General features: G+C 64.3%; 12 protein-coding genes. 5 read left to right on the top strand and 7 right to left on the bottom strand.

The window, feature by feature from the left end; all coding sequences use genetic code 11:
* Positions 1 to 129 precede the first annotated feature (129 nt).
* The 4 genes from H597_RS0119160 to H597_RS0119145 form a co-directional block, all read right to left on the bottom strand.
* On the bottom strand, positions 130 to 333 hold the full coding sequence (locus H597_RS0119160; protein WP_028103560.1) for a SlyX family protein: 204 nt from the start codon (positions 331 to 333) through the stop codon (positions 130 to 132).
* A gap of 32 nt (positions 334 to 365) precedes the next feature.
* Entirely contained in the window at positions 366 to 986 is a 621-nt protein-coding gene (locus H597_RS0119155) for a hypothetical protein (RefSeq protein WP_028103559.1), read from the bottom strand.
* A gap of 74 nt (positions 987 to 1,060) precedes the next feature.
* Complete coding sequence (locus H597_RS0119150; RefSeq protein ID WP_035374645.1) at positions 1,061 to 1,513, bottom strand: cache domain-containing protein; 453 nt, start codon at positions 1,511 to 1,513, stop codon at positions 1,061 to 1,063.
* Between the two features lie 43 nt (positions 1,514 to 1,556).
* A complete protein-coding gene (locus H597_RS0119145) occupies positions 1,557 to 3,629 on the bottom strand; it encodes a UvrD-helicase domain-containing protein (protein WP_028103557.1) in 2,073 nt (690 codons plus the stop codon).
* A gap of 69 nt (positions 3,630 to 3,698) precedes the next feature.
* Between H597_RS0119145 and H597_RS0119140 the strand changes: the two genes are divergently transcribed.
* On the top strand, positions 3,699 to 4,181 hold the full coding sequence (locus tag H597_RS0119140; protein ID WP_028103556.1) for an SRPBCC family protein: 483 nt from the start codon (positions 3,699 to 3,701) through the stop codon (positions 4,179 to 4,181).
* Position 4,182: 1 nt separating this feature from the next.
* Here H597_RS0119140 and H597_RS0119135 read toward each other — a convergent pair whose 3' ends face one another.
* Positions 4,183 to 5,622 (bottom strand): dihydrolipoyl dehydrogenase, encoded by a 1,440-nt coding sequence (locus tag H597_RS0119135; protein WP_028103555.1) that lies wholly within the window; start codon positions 5,620 to 5,622, stop codon positions 4,183 to 4,185.
* A gap of 65 nt (positions 5,623 to 5,687) precedes the next feature.
* Here H597_RS0119135 and H597_RS0119130 point away from each other — a divergent pair, with 65 nt between their 5' ends.
* A complete protein-coding gene (locus H597_RS0119130) occupies positions 5,688 to 6,584 on the top strand; it encodes an ArgP/LysG family DNA-binding transcriptional regulator (RefSeq protein WP_028103554.1) in 897 nt (298 codons plus the stop codon).
* A 17-nt stretch (positions 6,585 to 6,601) separates the two neighbouring features.
* Here H597_RS0119130 and H597_RS0119125 read toward each other — a convergent pair whose 3' ends face one another.
* Positions 6,602 to 8,611: a primosomal protein N' gene (locus tag H597_RS0119125; RefSeq protein WP_028103553.1), complete on the bottom strand. Its 2,010-nt coding sequence runs from the start codon at positions 8,609 to 8,611 to the stop codon at positions 6,602 to 6,604.
* A gap of 124 nt (positions 8,612 to 8,735) precedes the next feature.
* Between H597_RS0119125 and H597_RS34945 the strand changes: the two genes are divergently transcribed.
* A complete protein-coding gene (locus H597_RS34945) occupies positions 8,736 to 9,290 on the top strand; it encodes a hypothetical protein (RefSeq protein ID WP_154668162.1) in 555 nt (184 codons plus the stop codon).
* A gap of 43 nt (positions 9,291 to 9,333) precedes the next feature.
* Here H597_RS34945 and hemE read toward each other — a convergent pair whose 3' ends face one another.
* Positions 9,334 to 10,410: a uroporphyrinogen decarboxylase gene (gene hemE, locus H597_RS0119120; protein WP_028103552.1), complete on the bottom strand. Its 1,077-nt coding sequence runs from the start codon at positions 10,408 to 10,410 to the stop codon at positions 9,334 to 9,336.
* Positions 10,411 to 10,484: 74 nt separating this feature from the next.
* Here hemE and H597_RS31585 point away from each other — a divergent pair, with 74 nt between their 5' ends.
* Entirely contained in the window at positions 10,485 to 12,392 is a 1,908-nt protein-coding gene (locus H597_RS31585) for an alpha/beta hydrolase family protein (protein ID WP_035374643.1), read from the top strand.
* Complete coding sequence (locus H597_RS0119110; RefSeq protein WP_028103551.1) at positions 12,389 to 16,552, top strand: DEAD/DEAH box helicase; 4,164 nt, start codon at positions 12,389 to 12,391, stop codon at positions 16,550 to 16,552. The genes H597_RS31585 and H597_RS0119110 overlap by 4 nt, the downstream gene beginning before the upstream one ends.
* The last annotated feature ends 8 nt before the right edge of the window (positions 16,553 to 16,560 follow it).

The following is a 16,560-nucleotide window of genomic DNA, read 5'->3' as shown; positions in this document are numbered from 1 at the left end:
GGGCTGGGCGCGGCGGGGGCCGGGGCCGGCCCCGGGTGTGCGCTGGAGATCCTGATGGCGTTACCGCCGAGGCCGTGGCGCTGGATGTGCTGCCCAGCCTGCGATGCGCCGCCGCATGGCGGCGCGGGATCAGTAGTGGGGAGGCGGCTCGTTGAGCGGGGTCTGGTTGGCTTGCGACGTGCTGCGGACGCGCTCGGCCAACGCCACCAGCATCGCTTCCAGCTGATCGATCTGTTTCTGCTGCTCATAGACGCGCTGGTTCAGCGACTCCACCAGGTCTTCCTGGTGCGCCAGTTTAATTTCAATATCGATGAAACGGTCTTCGCTGCTCACAGCCTGCTCCTGCTACGGGTAAAGCAGGCATTTTACTTCAGCATATTGATGACGATGTAGCTTTGGAACGAGCAGATGGAAAGCACAATTCCAATTGTCCAGAAAATCGTTTCTACCTTGCAGCGATGAATCGCTTTTTCAAGATCTGCCTGGGTCTTATCGATTTTGGCGTCCAGTTCAGCCTTGGTGTTGTCGATCCTGGCTTCGAGGTCGGCCCTGGTTTTATCGATCTTGGCTTCGAGTTCAGCCTTGGTTTTATCGATCTTGGCTTCGAGCTCGGTCCTGGTTTTATCGATCTTGGCTTCGAGTTCAGCCTTGGTTTTATCGATCTTGGCTTCGAGCTCAGCCTTGGTCTTGTCGATCTTGGCTTCGAGCTCGACCTTGGTTTTGTCGATCTTGGCTTCGAGCTCGGTCCTGGTCCTGTCTATCTTGACGTCCAGTTCGACCTTTGCGCGGTCAAGCTTGGTGTTGAGTTCTAAGATCGCCTTTTCAATTTTTCCTTCGCTGTCGTTGAACTTGAGCTTGATGTCCAGTACATCCAGCTCGTCTTTCACCTTACCGATTGCCTCTGCGTGCACATGTGCCTGGTCGGGCGGCACGCCAATTCTGGTCAAGTCCTCTTCATAAGCGAGCGGGTCAATGTTGTTCGGCATGGCAGCTCCAGTAGCTGCCATTATCTCTCCGGCCCGCGCTCGCGGGACGCACCCTTGTTTGACGAAGGTCAGCCTTACTTCAGGTAGACGCCACCGCAAAGAATGATGTCTTCCTCGGGCATGCAGTACATGGTCTTGGGTTCGATCTTGCCTGTGACCGGGTTGTTGAATTTGTAGTCCTGCCAGAACGGGACTTTTTTCTTCGCCATCTCGACGCGCTCTTTCACGAAAGGCTTGCCGTCGACATCCTTCAATTCCATCAGGTTCTTACCGATCATCTTGGCATTGGCGCCATGTGCGCGCACGACGCCATCGGTGCCGTAGACCACAAGGTACAAGTCGCGATCGACGAACTGCCCGTCTTTCTTGTCGATTTCAGCGTAGGTCTTATCGCGGCCGTTGGATTTGAGGTAGCCCATGGCTTTCTTCACCATGGCCTCGGCTTCGGGCTTGGTGACCAAATCAGCTGCGGCAGCGATCGGCGCTGCGCCCGCCAGGGCGGCGAGCAGGCATATGCGTACAAACATGGAAGCCTCCTGCGGAAAGGAAGAGCTCCCATGCTAGCACTATTCAACCGGGGTTCATGTCGCGTGGAGCCGACAGCAATTCCTTCATGCGCGCCAGGCGCTCACGCGGCGACAGCACTTCCGATTCCGTCGGCGGGGCCGTGCCGACATCGAGCGCCATCTCGGCGATGAAGCGCGATATGTCGCACTGCACATGCTCGCCGCCGCGCTTGCGCTTCTTGCACCAGGTGAGCTGCAAGGTGCGCTGGGCGCGCGTGATCCCCACATACATCAGGCGCCGCTCTTCTTCGATTCGCTGGGCCAGCAGTTCAATCGGCGTATCCGGGTCGCCCTTGTGCGGCAGGATGCCTTCTTCCACGCCGACCAGGAAGACATGCGGGTACTCCAGCCCCTTCGACGCATGCAGCGTCGACATGCGGATCGCGTCCGGCTCTTCGTCCTTCCCGTCCAGCATCGACATCAGGGCCACCATCTGCGTCAGCTCCAGGACGTTCTTCTCTTCGCCGTCGCGGTCCTTGCCGCCGCGGCCGCGGTCCTTCAGCCAGTTGACGAAGTCCAGCACGTTCTGCCACTTGCCCTGCGCCGCGCGCTCTTCGAAAGAGTCGTACAGGTAGTGCTCGTAGTGCATCCCTTCCATCAGGTCGTCCAGCACTTGCGCCGCGTTGTCGCCGCTGCCCGACGGGCCGGGACGCGTGGCGCGCGATTCCAGTTCCAGGATGAAGTTGCAGAAGTCCTGCAGCGGCCGCAGTTGGCGTTCGTTCAGCAGCGCTTCGATGCCGCCCTTGAACACGGCTTCGAACAGCGAGCATTGCCATTTTCCGGAGAACGATCCGAGCGCTTCGAGCGTCGACTGGCCGATACCGCGGCGCGGCGTGGTGGCCGCGCGGATGAAGGCCGGATCGTCGTCCGGATTGGCCATCAGGCGCAGGTAGGCCATGATGTCCTTGATCTCCGCCTTATCGAAGAAGCTCTGGCCGCCCGAGATGGTGTACGGAATGCGCTGGGTGCGCAGCGCCTGTTCGATCACGCGCGCCTGATGGTTGCCGCGGTACAGGATCGCGTAGTCGGCCCACTTGTTCTTGCGCTCGAAGTGGTCGGCCGAAATCATGATCGCCACCTGCTCCGCTTCCTGCTCCTCGTTCGGCATCGAGTGCACCTTGATTGGCTCGCCGATGCCCAGCTCGGACCACAGCGATTTCTCGAACAACTTGGGATTGTTCTGGATCACGGCATTGGCGGCCTGCAGGATGCGGCTGGTGGAGCGGTAGTTCTGTTCCAGCTTGATCAGCTTCAGGTCGGGGAAGTCCACCTGCAGCAGCGCCAGGTTTTCCATGGTCGCGCCGCGCCAGCCGTAGATCGCCTGGTCGTCGTCGCCGACGGCGGTGAACATCGGCTTCTTGCCCAGGCCAGTCACCATCAGTTTCACCAGTTCATACTGGCAGGTATTGGTGTCCTGGTACTCGTCGATCATCAGATAGCGCAAGCGGCGCTGCCATTTGTCGCGTACCGTGTCGTGGTTGCGGAACAGTTCCACGGGCAGGCGGATCAGGTCGTCGAAGTCCACTGCCTGGTAGGCGGCCAGGGTGGCGACGTAGCTGCCGTAGATGCGCGCCGACTGCGCCTCGTCTTCGGTCTGCGCCTGCTTGAGCGCCTCTTCCGGCGTGACCAGGCCGTTCTTCCACAGCGAGATATCGTTCTGGATGCCGCGGATCAGGTTCTTGTCGGTGGTGATGGCCAGGTCCTGGACCAGCGCGTAGCAATCGTCGCTGTCCATGATTGAAAAACGGTCTTTCAACCCCAGATGGTTGCATTCCTGGCGCAGGATGCGCACGCCGAGGGAGTGGAAGGTGCAGACGGTGAGCAGCTTGGCCTGGCGCGGCTGCTTGAGCATCTTGCCGACGCGTTCCTGCATTTCCAGCGCCGCCTTGTTGGTAAAGGTGAGCGCGGCGATCGTGCGCGGGTCATAGCCGCGATCCTCGATCATATGGGTGATTTTTTGCGTAATGACGCGCGTCTTGCCCGAGCCAGCCCCCGCCAGTACTAGGGCAGGGCCGTCGAGGTAGAGCACGGCTTCGCTCTGTGGGCCATTGAGGCCGAACTGGGGTGCATTGGACATCCCGGCATTGTACAGAATATAGTGGTATCAATCCTCGCAATAAGCCCGAAAAACGTCGGCAGAAGTGTTATGAAATTTGAACATTTAATAGAAGTGAACGACATCCTCAACCCGCTGATGGACACCATCACCCATCAGCAGTTGTGGCGCGGCCTGGTGCTGCGCGCGGAGTCGCCCAAACTCTTTGTCCCGCACCTGGACGAAGCGGACATCTCAAGCCGCACGGCGGCGGGCTTCAGCCGCCGCCTGCGCTACGGCGACATTGTCATTGAAGACAATGTTGTGCTGCATGAACCGTATGTGGTGCGCTACGACGTGCCGGCACAGAAGGACATCAGCGCTTCCAGCCTGACGATGACCATCGAAATGCCGCAGCCGGAGCGCCTCTACGTGCGCTTCCAGTACGACGACGGCCATGACGCGGCGACCGATGCCGCCAACGCCATGTACGACGATTTCCGCCGCTCCGCCTACCAGGAGTCTGACCTCGACACCATTCGCGTACTGCGCGAACTGGCCAGCCAGGGCCGCCTGGATTCGAGCCTGAACTGATCTAGCAGCCGGGCGTGCAGTCCTGCACCGGCTTGGGTGGAGGCGGCGGTTTCTGCAGCGCCTTCGCCAGGTCGCGCAGCGCGGTGCGCAAGCCTTCCTCCACCACCGGGTGGTAGAAGGGCATCTCCAGCATTTGCTCCACCGTCATCCTGGCCTGGTGCGCCCAGGCCAGCAAATGGCCGATGTGTTCCGCGCGCGGCCCCGCCATTTCCGCCCCCAGGAAACGTCCGCTGCCATACGCCGCATACACGCGCAGCATGCCCTTGTTCTGGCGCATGACGCGGCTGCGTCCCTGGTCCGCGAAACTCACCTCGCCGATGGCGAACGGTTCGCGGCCGTTCATGAGCTCCTGGTAGCCCAGTCCCACGGTGGCGATCTGCGGCTCGCTGAAGGTGATGGCCAGCGGCGAGCGGCGCAGGCCGGGCTGTACCTCGGGGTAGGTGGCGGCATTGGCGCCGGCGATCTTGCCTTGGTCGGCAGCTTCCGGCAGCAGCGGAATGTCCGCGCTGGCATCGCCGGCAATGAAGATGCAGCTGTCGCCGCATTGCAGGGTGTGCCGGTCGAATTTCGGCACGCCGTTTTTTTCCAGCGCCAGCCCGGTGCGGTCGAGGCCAAGGCCTGACACCCTGGGCGTGCGCCCCGTGGCGGCCAGCACGTAGTCGAATTGTTCGACGCGTTCTTCGCCCGCCGCATTGCGGGTGCGCAGTTCCAGTCCCTCGCCGTGACGCTCGATGCCCGCCACTTCGGTGCGGAAGCGGATATCGAGTTCTTCGCCCAGCGCCTGGGTAGCCGCCGCCAGGATATGCGGATCCTTCAATTGCGCCACGCTGCCGCCACGGGCGATGATCGCCACCCTTACGCCGAGGCGATGCAGGGCCTGGCCCAGTTCCAGACCGATCACGCCCGCGCCAATCACCGCGACGGAGCGCGGCAGGTCGGTCCATTCGAATACCGCGTCGCTGCTGATCACGCGCGGGCCGGCCGCGGCCCATTCGGACGGGATGTCCGGCGTGGAACCGGTGGCGATGACCACCGCGCGCGCCGCAACTTCCAGGTTGGCGCCGATCTGCAGGCGGTTGGGGGCGGTAAAGCGCGCGTGGCCGTGCAGCTTGTCTGCGGCCGGCATGGCGGCGACGTTCTCCAGGACGAAGCCGACAAAGCGGTCCCGCTCACTGCGCACCCGCTGCATGACGGCCTTGCTGTCCACTTGCAACCCGCCCGGCTGAACGCCGAAGCCCGGCGCTTCACGCACCGCCTGCGCTGCCTCGGCTGCGGCGATCAGCAGCTTGCTCGGCATGCAGCCGACCCGGGCGCAGGTGGTGCCGTGCGGCCCGTCCTCGATCAGCACCGCACGTTTGCCGGCGTTACGCGCCGCGCGGTAGGCGCTGAGCCCAGCCGTACCCGCCCCAATGACCGCCACATCGCACTGAATGGTTTCCATCTTGCCTCCGACATTGCTAATGCATTAGTATGACTTATCTTTTCAGGCTTTTATAAGCACATCTTATGGAAAATCTGGACTACCGCGCGCTGGCGGTGCTGGATGCCGTTGCCAGCCAGGGCAGCTTCGAAAAGGCGGCCAACGCGCTCGGCATCAGCCAGCCGGCCGTTTCCCAGCGTATCAAGGCGCTTGAGGACGCGGTCGGCAGGCTGCTGATCGTGCGCGGTTCCCCCGCCGAAGCCACGGGCCTGGGCCAGCGCCTCATCTCGCATTACCGTAACGTCAAACTGATGGAGGCAGCGCTCGACATCGACCTTGGCCACCAGACCAGCATGCCCGAAATCGCCATGGCCGTCGATGCGGCGAGCCTTGCCACCTGGTTCCCGCTGGCCCTGCGCCCCTTGTTGTCGCCACCGCGCTGCCAGCTCGATGTGGAATGCGCGGAGCGCGAAGTGGCGCTGCACCTGATGCGCGAAGGCGCCGTGTTTGGCTGCGTGGCGGCGCGTACGGAGGTGCCGTCGCCGGCCGCCGCCGGTTCGGCGGCGACGCCGCTCGGCGCCATGCGGTATGTGTGCGTTGCGGCGCCCGCTTTTGCCGCGCATTGGTTCGGCGATGGCTTCGGTGTCGAAGCCCTGGCGCTGGCGCCGGCGGTGGTGCACGACCGCGACCTGATGGCACGCTTCCTTGCACGCGAGGCGGGCTATGTGCGGCCGTTCCCCCATCACACCTTGCCTTTGTCGACGGCCTTGAACGACACCGTGTTCGGCGGACTGGCCTACGGCCTGCTGCCTTACCTGCAGGTGGCGCAAGCCTTGTCGCAAGGATCGCTGATGGATTTGCTCCCGGGCCGGTATATCGATGTCGATCTCGATTGGCATGCGTGGGAACTGGATACGCCATTCACGCATGCGCTGAACGAGCAGATTGTGGGCACTGCGCGGCGCTATCTGGTGCAGCCCTGAAAACCGGTCAAGCGGGGTCAGATATCGACCGGATCGACTTCCAGCGACCACTTAAGACGCGTCTTCTGCTCCCGCAGCGCCCGCATCCACTCCTTCAGGAAAGCCTGCAAAGCCGGCCGTGAAGCAGACTCCACCAGCAACTGCGCACGCTCCATATTGTGCACGCGCGCCATGCTCATCGGAATCGGATCGTTGATCGTAATCCCCTCATGCCGCACCAGGTCGCGCGCCCCGCGCAGGAACTCCAGCGCCAGCTCCAGCTCACGCGCCTCCGCCCGCAAAATCGCCTGGTACAGATAGGGCGGCAATCCCGCCACCTCGCGCTCGCCGAGCAGCGAATTGGCAAAGTAATCGTAATCATGCGCCACCAGGGCCGAGAACAGCGGGTGCTGCGGATAGCTGGTCTGCACCAGCACCTCGCTTTCGCTGCCGCCCTGGCGCCCCGCGCGTCCGGCCACCTGCATCAGCTGCGCGAACAGGCGTTCGCTGGCGCGGTAATCCTGCGAGAACAGCGAGCTGTCGGGATTCATGATCCCCACCAGCGTCAGGTTCTTGAAGTCGTGCCCTTTGGCGACCATCTGCGTGCCGACCAGGATATCCACCTCCTGCCGGTGCACGCTGTCGAACGCCTCCTGCGCGCTGCCCTTGCGGCGCGTGCTGTCGGCGTCGATGCGCAGCACCCGCGCCTGCGGGAACAACTCCTGCAGGCTCTCCTCGATGCGCTGGGTGCCCCGCCCCAGCGGCTGCAAGTCGATATTGCCGCAGGTCGGGCAATGCCGCGGGATACGCATCTCCAGGCTGCAATGGTGGCAGCGCAGGCGGTAATCCGATTTGTGCAGCACCATCGACGCGGTGCAGCGCTTGCACTCGCTGACCCAACCGCATGACTCGCAGGCAATCACCGGCGAATAGCCGCGCCGGTTCAGGAACAGCAAGGACTGCTCGCCGCGCTCCATGCGCAGCTTGATCGCTTGCACCAGCTGCTCGCTCACCCCTTCCTGCCCGCGCCGGCGCGAAGTGTCGATCAGCTTCACCGCAGGCAGGACCGCCTGCTGCACCGCGCGCTCACGCAGTTCCAGCTTGCGGTAGCGCCCTTTCAGCGCGTGGTGCCAGCTTTCCAGCGAAGGCGTGGCGGAGCCCAGCACCACCGGGATCTGCAGCTGGTGCGCGCGCCACACGGCAAGGTCGCGTGCCGAATAGCGCAGCCCTTCCTGCTGCTTGTAGGAGGGATCGTGCTCCTCGTCGATCACGATCATTTTCAGGTTCGGCATCGAGGCCAGGATGGACAGCCGCGTGCCCAGCACGATGCGCGCCTTGCCTTCGTGCGCCGCCAGCCAGTGCAGCATGCGCTCGCCTTCCGACAGGCGGCTGTGCAGCGTCGACAGCATCACGCCCGGGAAGCGCGCGCGGATATTGGTTTCCAGCTGCGGCGTGAGGTTGATTTCGGGGACCAGCACCAGCACCTGGCCCTGCGGCTCGCGCGCCAGCACCTGGGCACAGGCCTGCAAATAAACCTCGGTCTTGCCGCTGCCGGTCACGCCATACAACAGGAAGGGCGCGAAGCCCTGAGCCCCGACGATGGCGTCGGCCGCCGCCTGCTGCCCGGCGTTCAATACCGGGACGTTGCCCGGCGCCGGATCGTGCGGCGCCGCCAGCTTGCCCAGCTTCTTGAGCGCGCGGTCCAGCGCCACCGTACTGGCCACGCGCAGATTCTTGGGCAGCCCGGGCAGAGCCACCTCGCCCAGCGGGCGCTGGTAGTAGTCGGCGGCAAAGCCGGCCAGCGCCAGCCATTGCGGAGGCAGCGGCGTGAGCTGGGTACGCACGGCCAGGGCCGCTTTCAGCTTCTCTTCGGGTACATCCGTTTCTTCAAGGATATCCACAATCAGCCCGACGACTTCGCGCGGGCCGAACGGCACCCCCGCCAATTGTCCTACACGCGGCCGCTCTGATATTTCGCAATCCCAGCGGTAATCAAAAACCGCGTTCAGCGGCGTGTCCAGGGCGATTCGGAGAATGCAGTGCGCCATCCAGGGCTATCGATCGAGGTTTTTTAACTATCCACAGAAACTGGGGATAACTTTGTGAACAAAGGGGCTGGATTCCTGAGCAAGCACTAACGTCCAGCTTGCAATCCGGGGAAAGCGGGCAAATATGCCTCATTTTTTCCCTTTTAATTCAGCTACTTACAAGAGCCGCCCCAGGAGAGGCGAAAAGCGCCTGTTTTTCCGCGCTCTGTGTATAAGTGCACCATTTAGTCCAAGAAATTCGCCGAAATCAAGCGTTTTTCAAGCCTTGGCAGTGGAAAACGTGCCTGGTGCGCCACAACATCAAGCTTGGCATTGTACACAGGCAAGCCGCACAAGGTTTGTGTTTCCGCAAGGGTTTGCGCCAGCAAAAACTTGGCGAAAATTCACGCATTGCCATATGCGGCTAAGAGAAATCCTACAAATTCCTACTAAGTCCCGGTTTACTAAGGTGTTTTGGGTTTTTTCCACAGTTTTTGTGGATAACTTTGTGGAGAATGCGCCAACAAGCTGGCTTGCATCATGGGATAAGGTTTACAAAACCCAAAACATTGACAAAAGCGGTAAAAATTTACCCTTTAAAAATCAACAACTTACAAATACCATGAGAGGGAAGCATTGGCAACTGCCTGTTATTTCCGCAGTAAAAATTTTTGTGCATAAGTCGCTTCTGCTGAAATAAAAAAAGGGCGCCGGAGCGCCCCCTTGTCGCCGGATGCCGGGCGTCAGCTGCCGCGCAGCTTCCTGCTGTGGGTGTGGACCGTCTCCACCAGTACCGACACCGATTCCGGCGGCGTGAACTGGGAAATGCCATGGCCCAGGTTGAAAACATGTCCGGTATTGTGCGGGCCGTATGAATCGAGCACGCGGCGCACCTCCGCCGCGATCTGCTCTGGATTGGCGAACAGGATGGCCGGATCGATATTGCCCTGCAAGGCCACCTGATGGCCCACCAGCTCGCGGATCTTGCCGAGATTGGCGGTCCAGTCCAGGCCCATGGCGTCGGCGCCGATGGCGGCGATTTCCTCGGCCCAGTGGCCGCCGCCCTTGGTAAATACAATGGCCGGGATCTTCACGCCGTCTTTTTCGCGCTTCAGCAGATTCACCACCTGCCGCATATAGTGCAGGGAGAACTGCTGGTAGGCGCCGTCGGCCAGGGCGCCGCCCCAGGAGTCGAAAATCATCACGGCCTGGGCGCCGGCGTCGATCTGGGCGTTCAGGTACTCGGCCACCGCGCGGGCGTTCACGTCCAGGATGTGGTGCATCAGGTCGGGGCGCGCATACATCATCTTCTTGATGGTGTGGAACTCGCGCGAGCCCTGGCCTTCCACCATATAGCATGCCAGCGTCCATGGGCTGCCGGAGAAGCCGATCAGGGGCACGCGGCCATTCAGCTCGGTGCGGATCTGGGTCACCGCCTTGAACACATAGTCCAGCGAACCGGCCGGCGGCAGCCGCAGCGCCTGGACGTCTTCCTCGGTCTTCAACGGGCGCTCGAATTTCGGGCCCTCGCCTTCCACGAAGTACAGGCCCAGGCCCATCGCATCCGGCACCGTCAGGATGTCGGAGAACAGGATGGCCGCATCCAGCGCATAGCGGTCGATCGGCTGCAGGGTGACTTCGGTCGCCAGGTCCGGATTGGTCGCCAGGCCCATGAAAGAACCTGCCTTCTGGCGCGTCGCACGGTATTCCGGCAGATAGCGGCCGGCCTGGCGCATCAGCCACACAGGCGTGTACTCGGTCGGCTGGCGCAGCAGCGCACGCAGGAAAGTGTCGTTCTTCAACTGGGCAAATTGTGACATGAAAGACAATCTATAGCAGGGAGAAAGGGGGTATTATCGCATCCCCGCCCTGTTTTTACGCATATGGAGCGTCCATGACATCCCCTTCCGCCGCGCCTTTCGGCGCCTGGTCTTCCCCTATCAGTGCCGAGATGGTCGCTGCGGGCGCCACCCCGCTGTCTTCGGTCGTTTTGGACGGCCAGGACATCTATTGGCTGGCGGGACGCGCGGCCGAGGCGGGGCGCACCACCATGATGCGCCGGCGGGGCGCCGCGGCGGCGGACGAAGTCAGCCCCATGCCCTTCAATGTGCGCAACCGGGTCCATGAATACGGCGGCGGCGCGTATGCCGTTGCCGGCGGCCTGGTGGTGTTCTCCCATCTCGCCGACAACCGCCTGTACCGCATATCGCCCGGCGGCGCGGCGCAGGCATTCACCGTCCCGGGCCGGCAGCGCTTTGCCGATTTCGTGATCGATGCGGCGCGTTCGCGCCTGCTCGCCGTCCGCGAGCAGCACCCGCAAGAAGAAGGCGCGCACCAGCAGCCCGCCAACACCATCTGCGCTGTGGGCTTCGATGGCGGCGAACGCGTGCTCGTCGCGGGCAACGATTTCTATTCCTCGCCGCGGCTGTCGCCGGATGGCCGCCGCCTGGCCTGGCTCTGCTGGGATCATCCGCGCATGCCGTGGCAAGGCACCGAGCTGTGGGTGGCGGACGTACTGGACGACGGCCGTCTCGGCACCCCGTCCCTGGTGGCCGGCGGGCCGCTGGAATCGATCTGCCAGCCGGAGTGGTCGCCGCAGGGCGTACTGCACTTCGTGTCGGACCGCAGCGGGTGGTGGAACCTGTACTGCCTGCGCGAGGGCGCCGCAGCCGGGATCGCGGCGCTGTGCCCAATGGCTGCGGAATTCGCCACGCCGCACTGGACCTTCGGCAACTCACTGTATGGTTTCTGCGCCAACGGCGAAATTATATGCAGCTATATTGAACAGGGCGTCAGCAAGCTGGCCCGCCTGCGCGCCGGCAGCAGCGCGGCCGAGACGATCGCCGCCCCGTACCAGGAAATCCGCGAGCTGCGCGTCGGCGACGGTTATGTGGTGGTGCTGGCCGGCAGCCCGACCATCGCGGCGGAAATCGCCCGGATCGACCTCGATAGCGGCGCGCGCGAAGTGCTGGAGCGCTCGATCGCGCAGTTACCCGCCCTGGGCTACCTGTCCGTCCCGGAAAGCATCAGCTACCCAAGCGCCAACGGCCGCACCGCCTACGCCTTCTTCTACCCGCCCACCAACCGGGACGTGCGCGCCCCTGACGGTGAAAAGCCGCCGCTGATCGTGATCAGCCACGGCGGCCCGACCGGCATGGCAGCGAGCACCCTCAACCTGAAAACGCAGTTCTGGACCAGCCGCGGCTTCGGCGTGCTGGACGTGAACTACGGCGGCAGCACCGGCTTCGGCCGCGCCTTCCGCGATGCGCTTCAAGGCCAGTGGGGCGTGGTCGATGTGGAGGACTGCATCGCCGGTGCGCGCCACCTGGTGGCGCAAGGCCTGGCGGACGGCGAGCGCCTGATCATCCGCGGCGGCAGCGCGGGCGGCCTGACGACGCTGTGCGCGCTGACCTTCCACGATGTCTTCAAGCTGGGCGCCAGCTATTACGGCGTGTCCGACCTGAAGGGCCTGGACGACGATTCGCACAAGTTCGAATCCCATTACAACGAATACCTGATCGCGCCCAAGGCGCAGGCCGAGGCAGTGTATGCCGAGCGCTCCCCGATCCACCACACCGCCCGCCTGTCGCGCCCCATGATCTTCTTCCAGGGCCTGGACGACAAGGTGGTGCCGCCGCAGCAGTCCGAAGCCATGGTGAACGCCCTGCGCCGGCGCGGCATTCCGGTTGAATATATGGCGCTGGAGGGCGAAGGCCACGGCTTCCGCCAGGCCGGCACCATCGTCCGCACGCTGCAGGCGGAACTCGGCTTCTACCAGCGCATGTTCGGTCTGGCGGGATGAGCGACACCCTGCTGTCGGAATTCGATGCGCTCGGGCCGGCCGAGAAGGCCATCCTCGCCCTGCTGTCGCTGGTGGGCGACCCGATGGGCCGCACGGCCATCCTCGACCACATGGCCGCCGCCGGTGTGGGCGACGCCGCCGGCCAGCCCTTCACCGCGCTGACGCTGGATGACCCCTTGCTCAAGCTGGAGCGCCTGGCGTTCACCACCGCGGTCATGGGGCGCGGCTACCTTTGCAACACGCGCCTGCGCTGGCCCGCGATCCGCGCCGCCATCGGCGCCCACATGCTCGACGATCTCTGCAAGGCCTACGAAGCGCTCAACCCGATGCGCCAGAACTGGAACGGCGCCTACGAGCCGCGCAGCTACCGCCACGGCGTGGCGCGCCTGCGCATGGCATTGCTGCGCGGCCGCCCGCCGCAGGACGTGATGCCGCTGCTGGCGGCCTGCATGGCGTGCTACGAAGCGGCGCAGCTGCATCCGATCGTTGACATCTTCTCCCGTCCATTCGAAGCGGGCATGCTGCTGCTGGTGCATCCGGCCATGCAGGACGATGTGTTGATGCTGCTGGTGCAGCACACGCAGCGCGAACCCGGCCTGGCGCCCGTGGTGCGCGGCTACGCCGAGCGCCACGTCCAGCGCCGCCAGGCCGCCGGACAAGCCATCGGCCCGGCCCTGCGGCTGGCGATGGCCGAACATGCCATCCTGTGCGGCAAGCTGGCCGATGCCACGCGCTTGCTGGAGGGGATGGAAGGCGCGCTGCCGCAATGCTTCGCCAGCGCGGTCCTGGTGCTGCGCGGCGATACCGGCGGCGCGATCGCCGGCTTTGAGGCGGCGCTGAAGGCGATACGCCGCGAATCGGGCAAGCGCAAGCACCTGTTCCAGGGCATCGCCGGCCACCTTTACGTGCTTGCCCTGCTGCGCAGCGGCGACGCGAAGCACCTGAAGGCGGCGGAGAGCTACCTCGACCTGGCTGTGCACGCGCAGCAAAATGCCGACAGCGCGGTCTACCAGCAATTGAGCATGCTGCGCCAGATCCGCGCCGGCACCATGCAGGCCGAGCTGGTGACCCAGCGCGCCTGGGAAACGCCGCTGCTGGCGCAGACCTTCCAGTGCATGCTGTATTACTGGCTTGCGCTGCCGCAGTTGAAGCAGCGCCGCGCCGAACTGCAGGACCTGTCGCAGGCGGCCGAAGCGGCCGGCTTCATGCTGCTGGCCGGCGGCGCCGACAGTCTGCTGGGCCATCTCGGCGACGACGCCGCGGCGGCGCGCGCAGCCGCATTGCGCGAGCAGCTGGGCTTTGGCGACATGGCCGCCTGGTTCGAACGGCAGGAAGCATGGGAGCGCCAGCTGGCGGCCCTGATCAACCTGCAGCAAGGCGGCGCCGAGAGCGGCGGCGAAATGCGCCTGGTCTGGGCCATCAGCTACGACGAGCAGCAAGGCATCGCAGAAATCGAACCGCGCGAGCAGAAGCGCGATGCGCGCGGCGCCTGGGGCAAGGCGCGGCCGGTGGCGCTCAAGCGCCTGCGCGACGATGCGGCGCAGATGGAATTCCTGACGCCGCAGGACATGCGCGTGGGCAGCGCCATCATGCCCTCGCGCCAGGCCTATTCTTCCGGCCTGCGTTACGACATCGATCTCGAACAGGCCGTGCTGGCCCTGGTGGGGCATCCGCTGGTGTTCTGGATGGATGCGCCGGACAAGCGTGTCGAGCTGCTGGCCGGCGCGCCGGAGCTGCTGATCCGCACCCAGCAGGGGCAGTTGCAGCTGTCCCTGCAGCCAGCCATCGACGACCTCAATGCCAATGTGATCGTGGTGCGCGAAACGCCGAACCGCCTGCGCGTGGTCAGCGTGCTGGACGAGCATCGCCGCATCGCCGCCATCGTCGGCGACGGGCTGACCGTGCCGCAGCACGCCAAGGACCAGGTGCTGAAGGCGATCGGCGCCGTATCCTCCATGGTGACGGTGCAGTCGGACATCGGCGGCGGTCCGGTCAATGCCGAGCAATGCGACGCCGACCCGCGCCTGCATATCCATCTGCTGCCCTACCAGCAGGGCCTGAAGATGCAGATCCAGGTGCGCCCGTTGCGCGATGCCGGTCCATACTACGGTCCCGGTGCCGGCGCCGAGAACGTCATCGCCGACGTCAATGGCCGCCCGGTGCAGGCGCGCCGCAGCCTGGCCGGCGAGCGCGATGCGGAACGCCAGCTGGTGCTCAAGTGCCAAGTGCTGGAGCAGGCCACCGAAGAACACGGCGAATGGCTGCTGGGGGAACCGGCGCTATGCCTGCAGCTGCTGTCCGAATTGCAGGAGCTGGGTCCCGACAAGGTGGTGCTGGCCTGGCCTGAAGGAGAAGCCTTCCGCCTGACCAAGCCGGTCTACACCAAGCAGCTGCGCCTGAACATCAAGAGCAAGAAGGACTGGTTCGCCGCCAGCGGCCAGCTGGTGGTCGACGAAGACCGGGTGCTGGACCTGCGCTCCCTGCTGGACATGATCCGCGCCGGCAAAAGCCGCTTTATCGCCCTGGGCGACAAGGAATTCCTGGCCCTGTCCGAGGAACTGCATCGCCGCCTGTCGGAGCTGGCCGCCTACGGCGAGGACGACGACGCCGGCGTGAAGGTGCACCGCCTCGCCGCCTTCGTACTGGAAGAACTGGCCAACGATGTCGGCATGGTGGAAGCGGACGCCATGTGGCGCGAACATCTGCAGCGCATCGCGTCGAGCGCCGCCTACACGCCCCAGCTGCCAAGCACCCTGCAGGCGGAATTGCGCGATTACCAGCTGGCAGGATTCGAATGGCTGGCGCGCCTGGCGCATTGGGGCGTCGGCGCCTGCCTGGCCGACGATATGGGGCTGGGCAAGACGCTGCAGGCGCTGGCCCTGGTCCTGCTGCGTGCGCCGCACGGCCCGACCCTGGTGGTGGCGCCGACCTCGGTCTGCCTGAACTGGGCCGGCGAAGCGGCGCGCTTTGCGCCGACCCTGAACGTGAAAATGTATGCGACCGGCGAGCGCGACGAGATCATCAGCAATGCCGGCCCGTTCGACCTGGTAATCGCCAGCTATGGACTGCTGCAGCTGGAGTCCGAACGCTTTACCAGGCCGGTATGGCACACCATCGTGCTGGACGAGGCGCAGAACATCAAGAACGCCGCCACCAAGCGCTCGCAGGCCGTCATGGCGCTGCAGGGCGGCTTCAAGATGGTGGCGACCGGCACGCCGCTGGAAAACCACCTGGGCGAACTGTGGAACCTGTTCCGCTTCATCAATCCGGGCCTGCTGGGCAGCCATGAGCAGTTCAACCTGCGCTTCGCCGGCCCGATCGAGCGCCAGCAGGACCATCGCGCCGAGGTCGGTGCGCGCAACCGCCTGCGCCGCCTGATCGGCCCCTTCGTCCTGCGCCGGACCAAGGCCCAGGTGCTGACCGAGCTGCCGGCGCGCACCGAGATCGTGCTGGAAGTCGACCTGTCGCCGGAAGAAACCGCGCTGTACGAGTCGCTGCGCCGCGAAGCGCTGGAAAACCTGGCCGCCATCGAGGGCCCGGCGGACCGGAAGTCGATGCAGATCCTGGCCGAAATCATGAAGCTGCGCCGCGTCTGCTGCAACCCGAACCTGGTGTCGCCTTCGCTGCGCCTGGAGTCAAGCAAGCTGGCCGCCTTTGCGCGCCTGCTGGAAGGCTTGCTGGAGAACCGCCACAAGGTGCTGGTCTTCAGCCAGTTCGTCGATCACCTGTCCCTGATTCGCGCCCACCTGGACCGCCACGGCATCCAGTACCAGTACCTTGACGGCAGCACCCCGATGGCGGCGCGCAAACAGGCGGTGGATGCATTCCAGGCCGGCGAAGGCGATGTATTCCTGATCAGCCTCAAGGCCGGCGGCGTCGGCATCAACCTGACGGCCGCCGACTACGTGATCCACATGGACCCCTGGTGGAATCCCGCCGTGGAGGACCAGGCCTCCGACCGCGCGCACCGCATGGGGCAACTGCGGCCGGTCACCATTTACCGCCTGGTGGCCCGCAACACCATCGAAGAGGGCATTGTCGAACTGCACGCGCACAAGCGCGAACTGGCCGACAGCCTGCTCGATGGCAGCGACACCGCCGCCCGTATGACGGCGGAAGACATGCTGGCGATGCTGAACGAAGGCTTGCGCCGCTTCTGACAGGAGAC

The sequence above is a fragment of the Pseudoduganella violaceinigra DSM 15887 genome, assembly GCF_000425385.1.
Taxonomy (GTDB): Bacteria; Pseudomonadota; Gammaproteobacteria; order Burkholderiales; family Burkholderiaceae_D; genus Rugamonas; species Rugamonas violaceinigra.
This window is presented reverse-complemented; position numbering and strand designations above follow the sequence as displayed.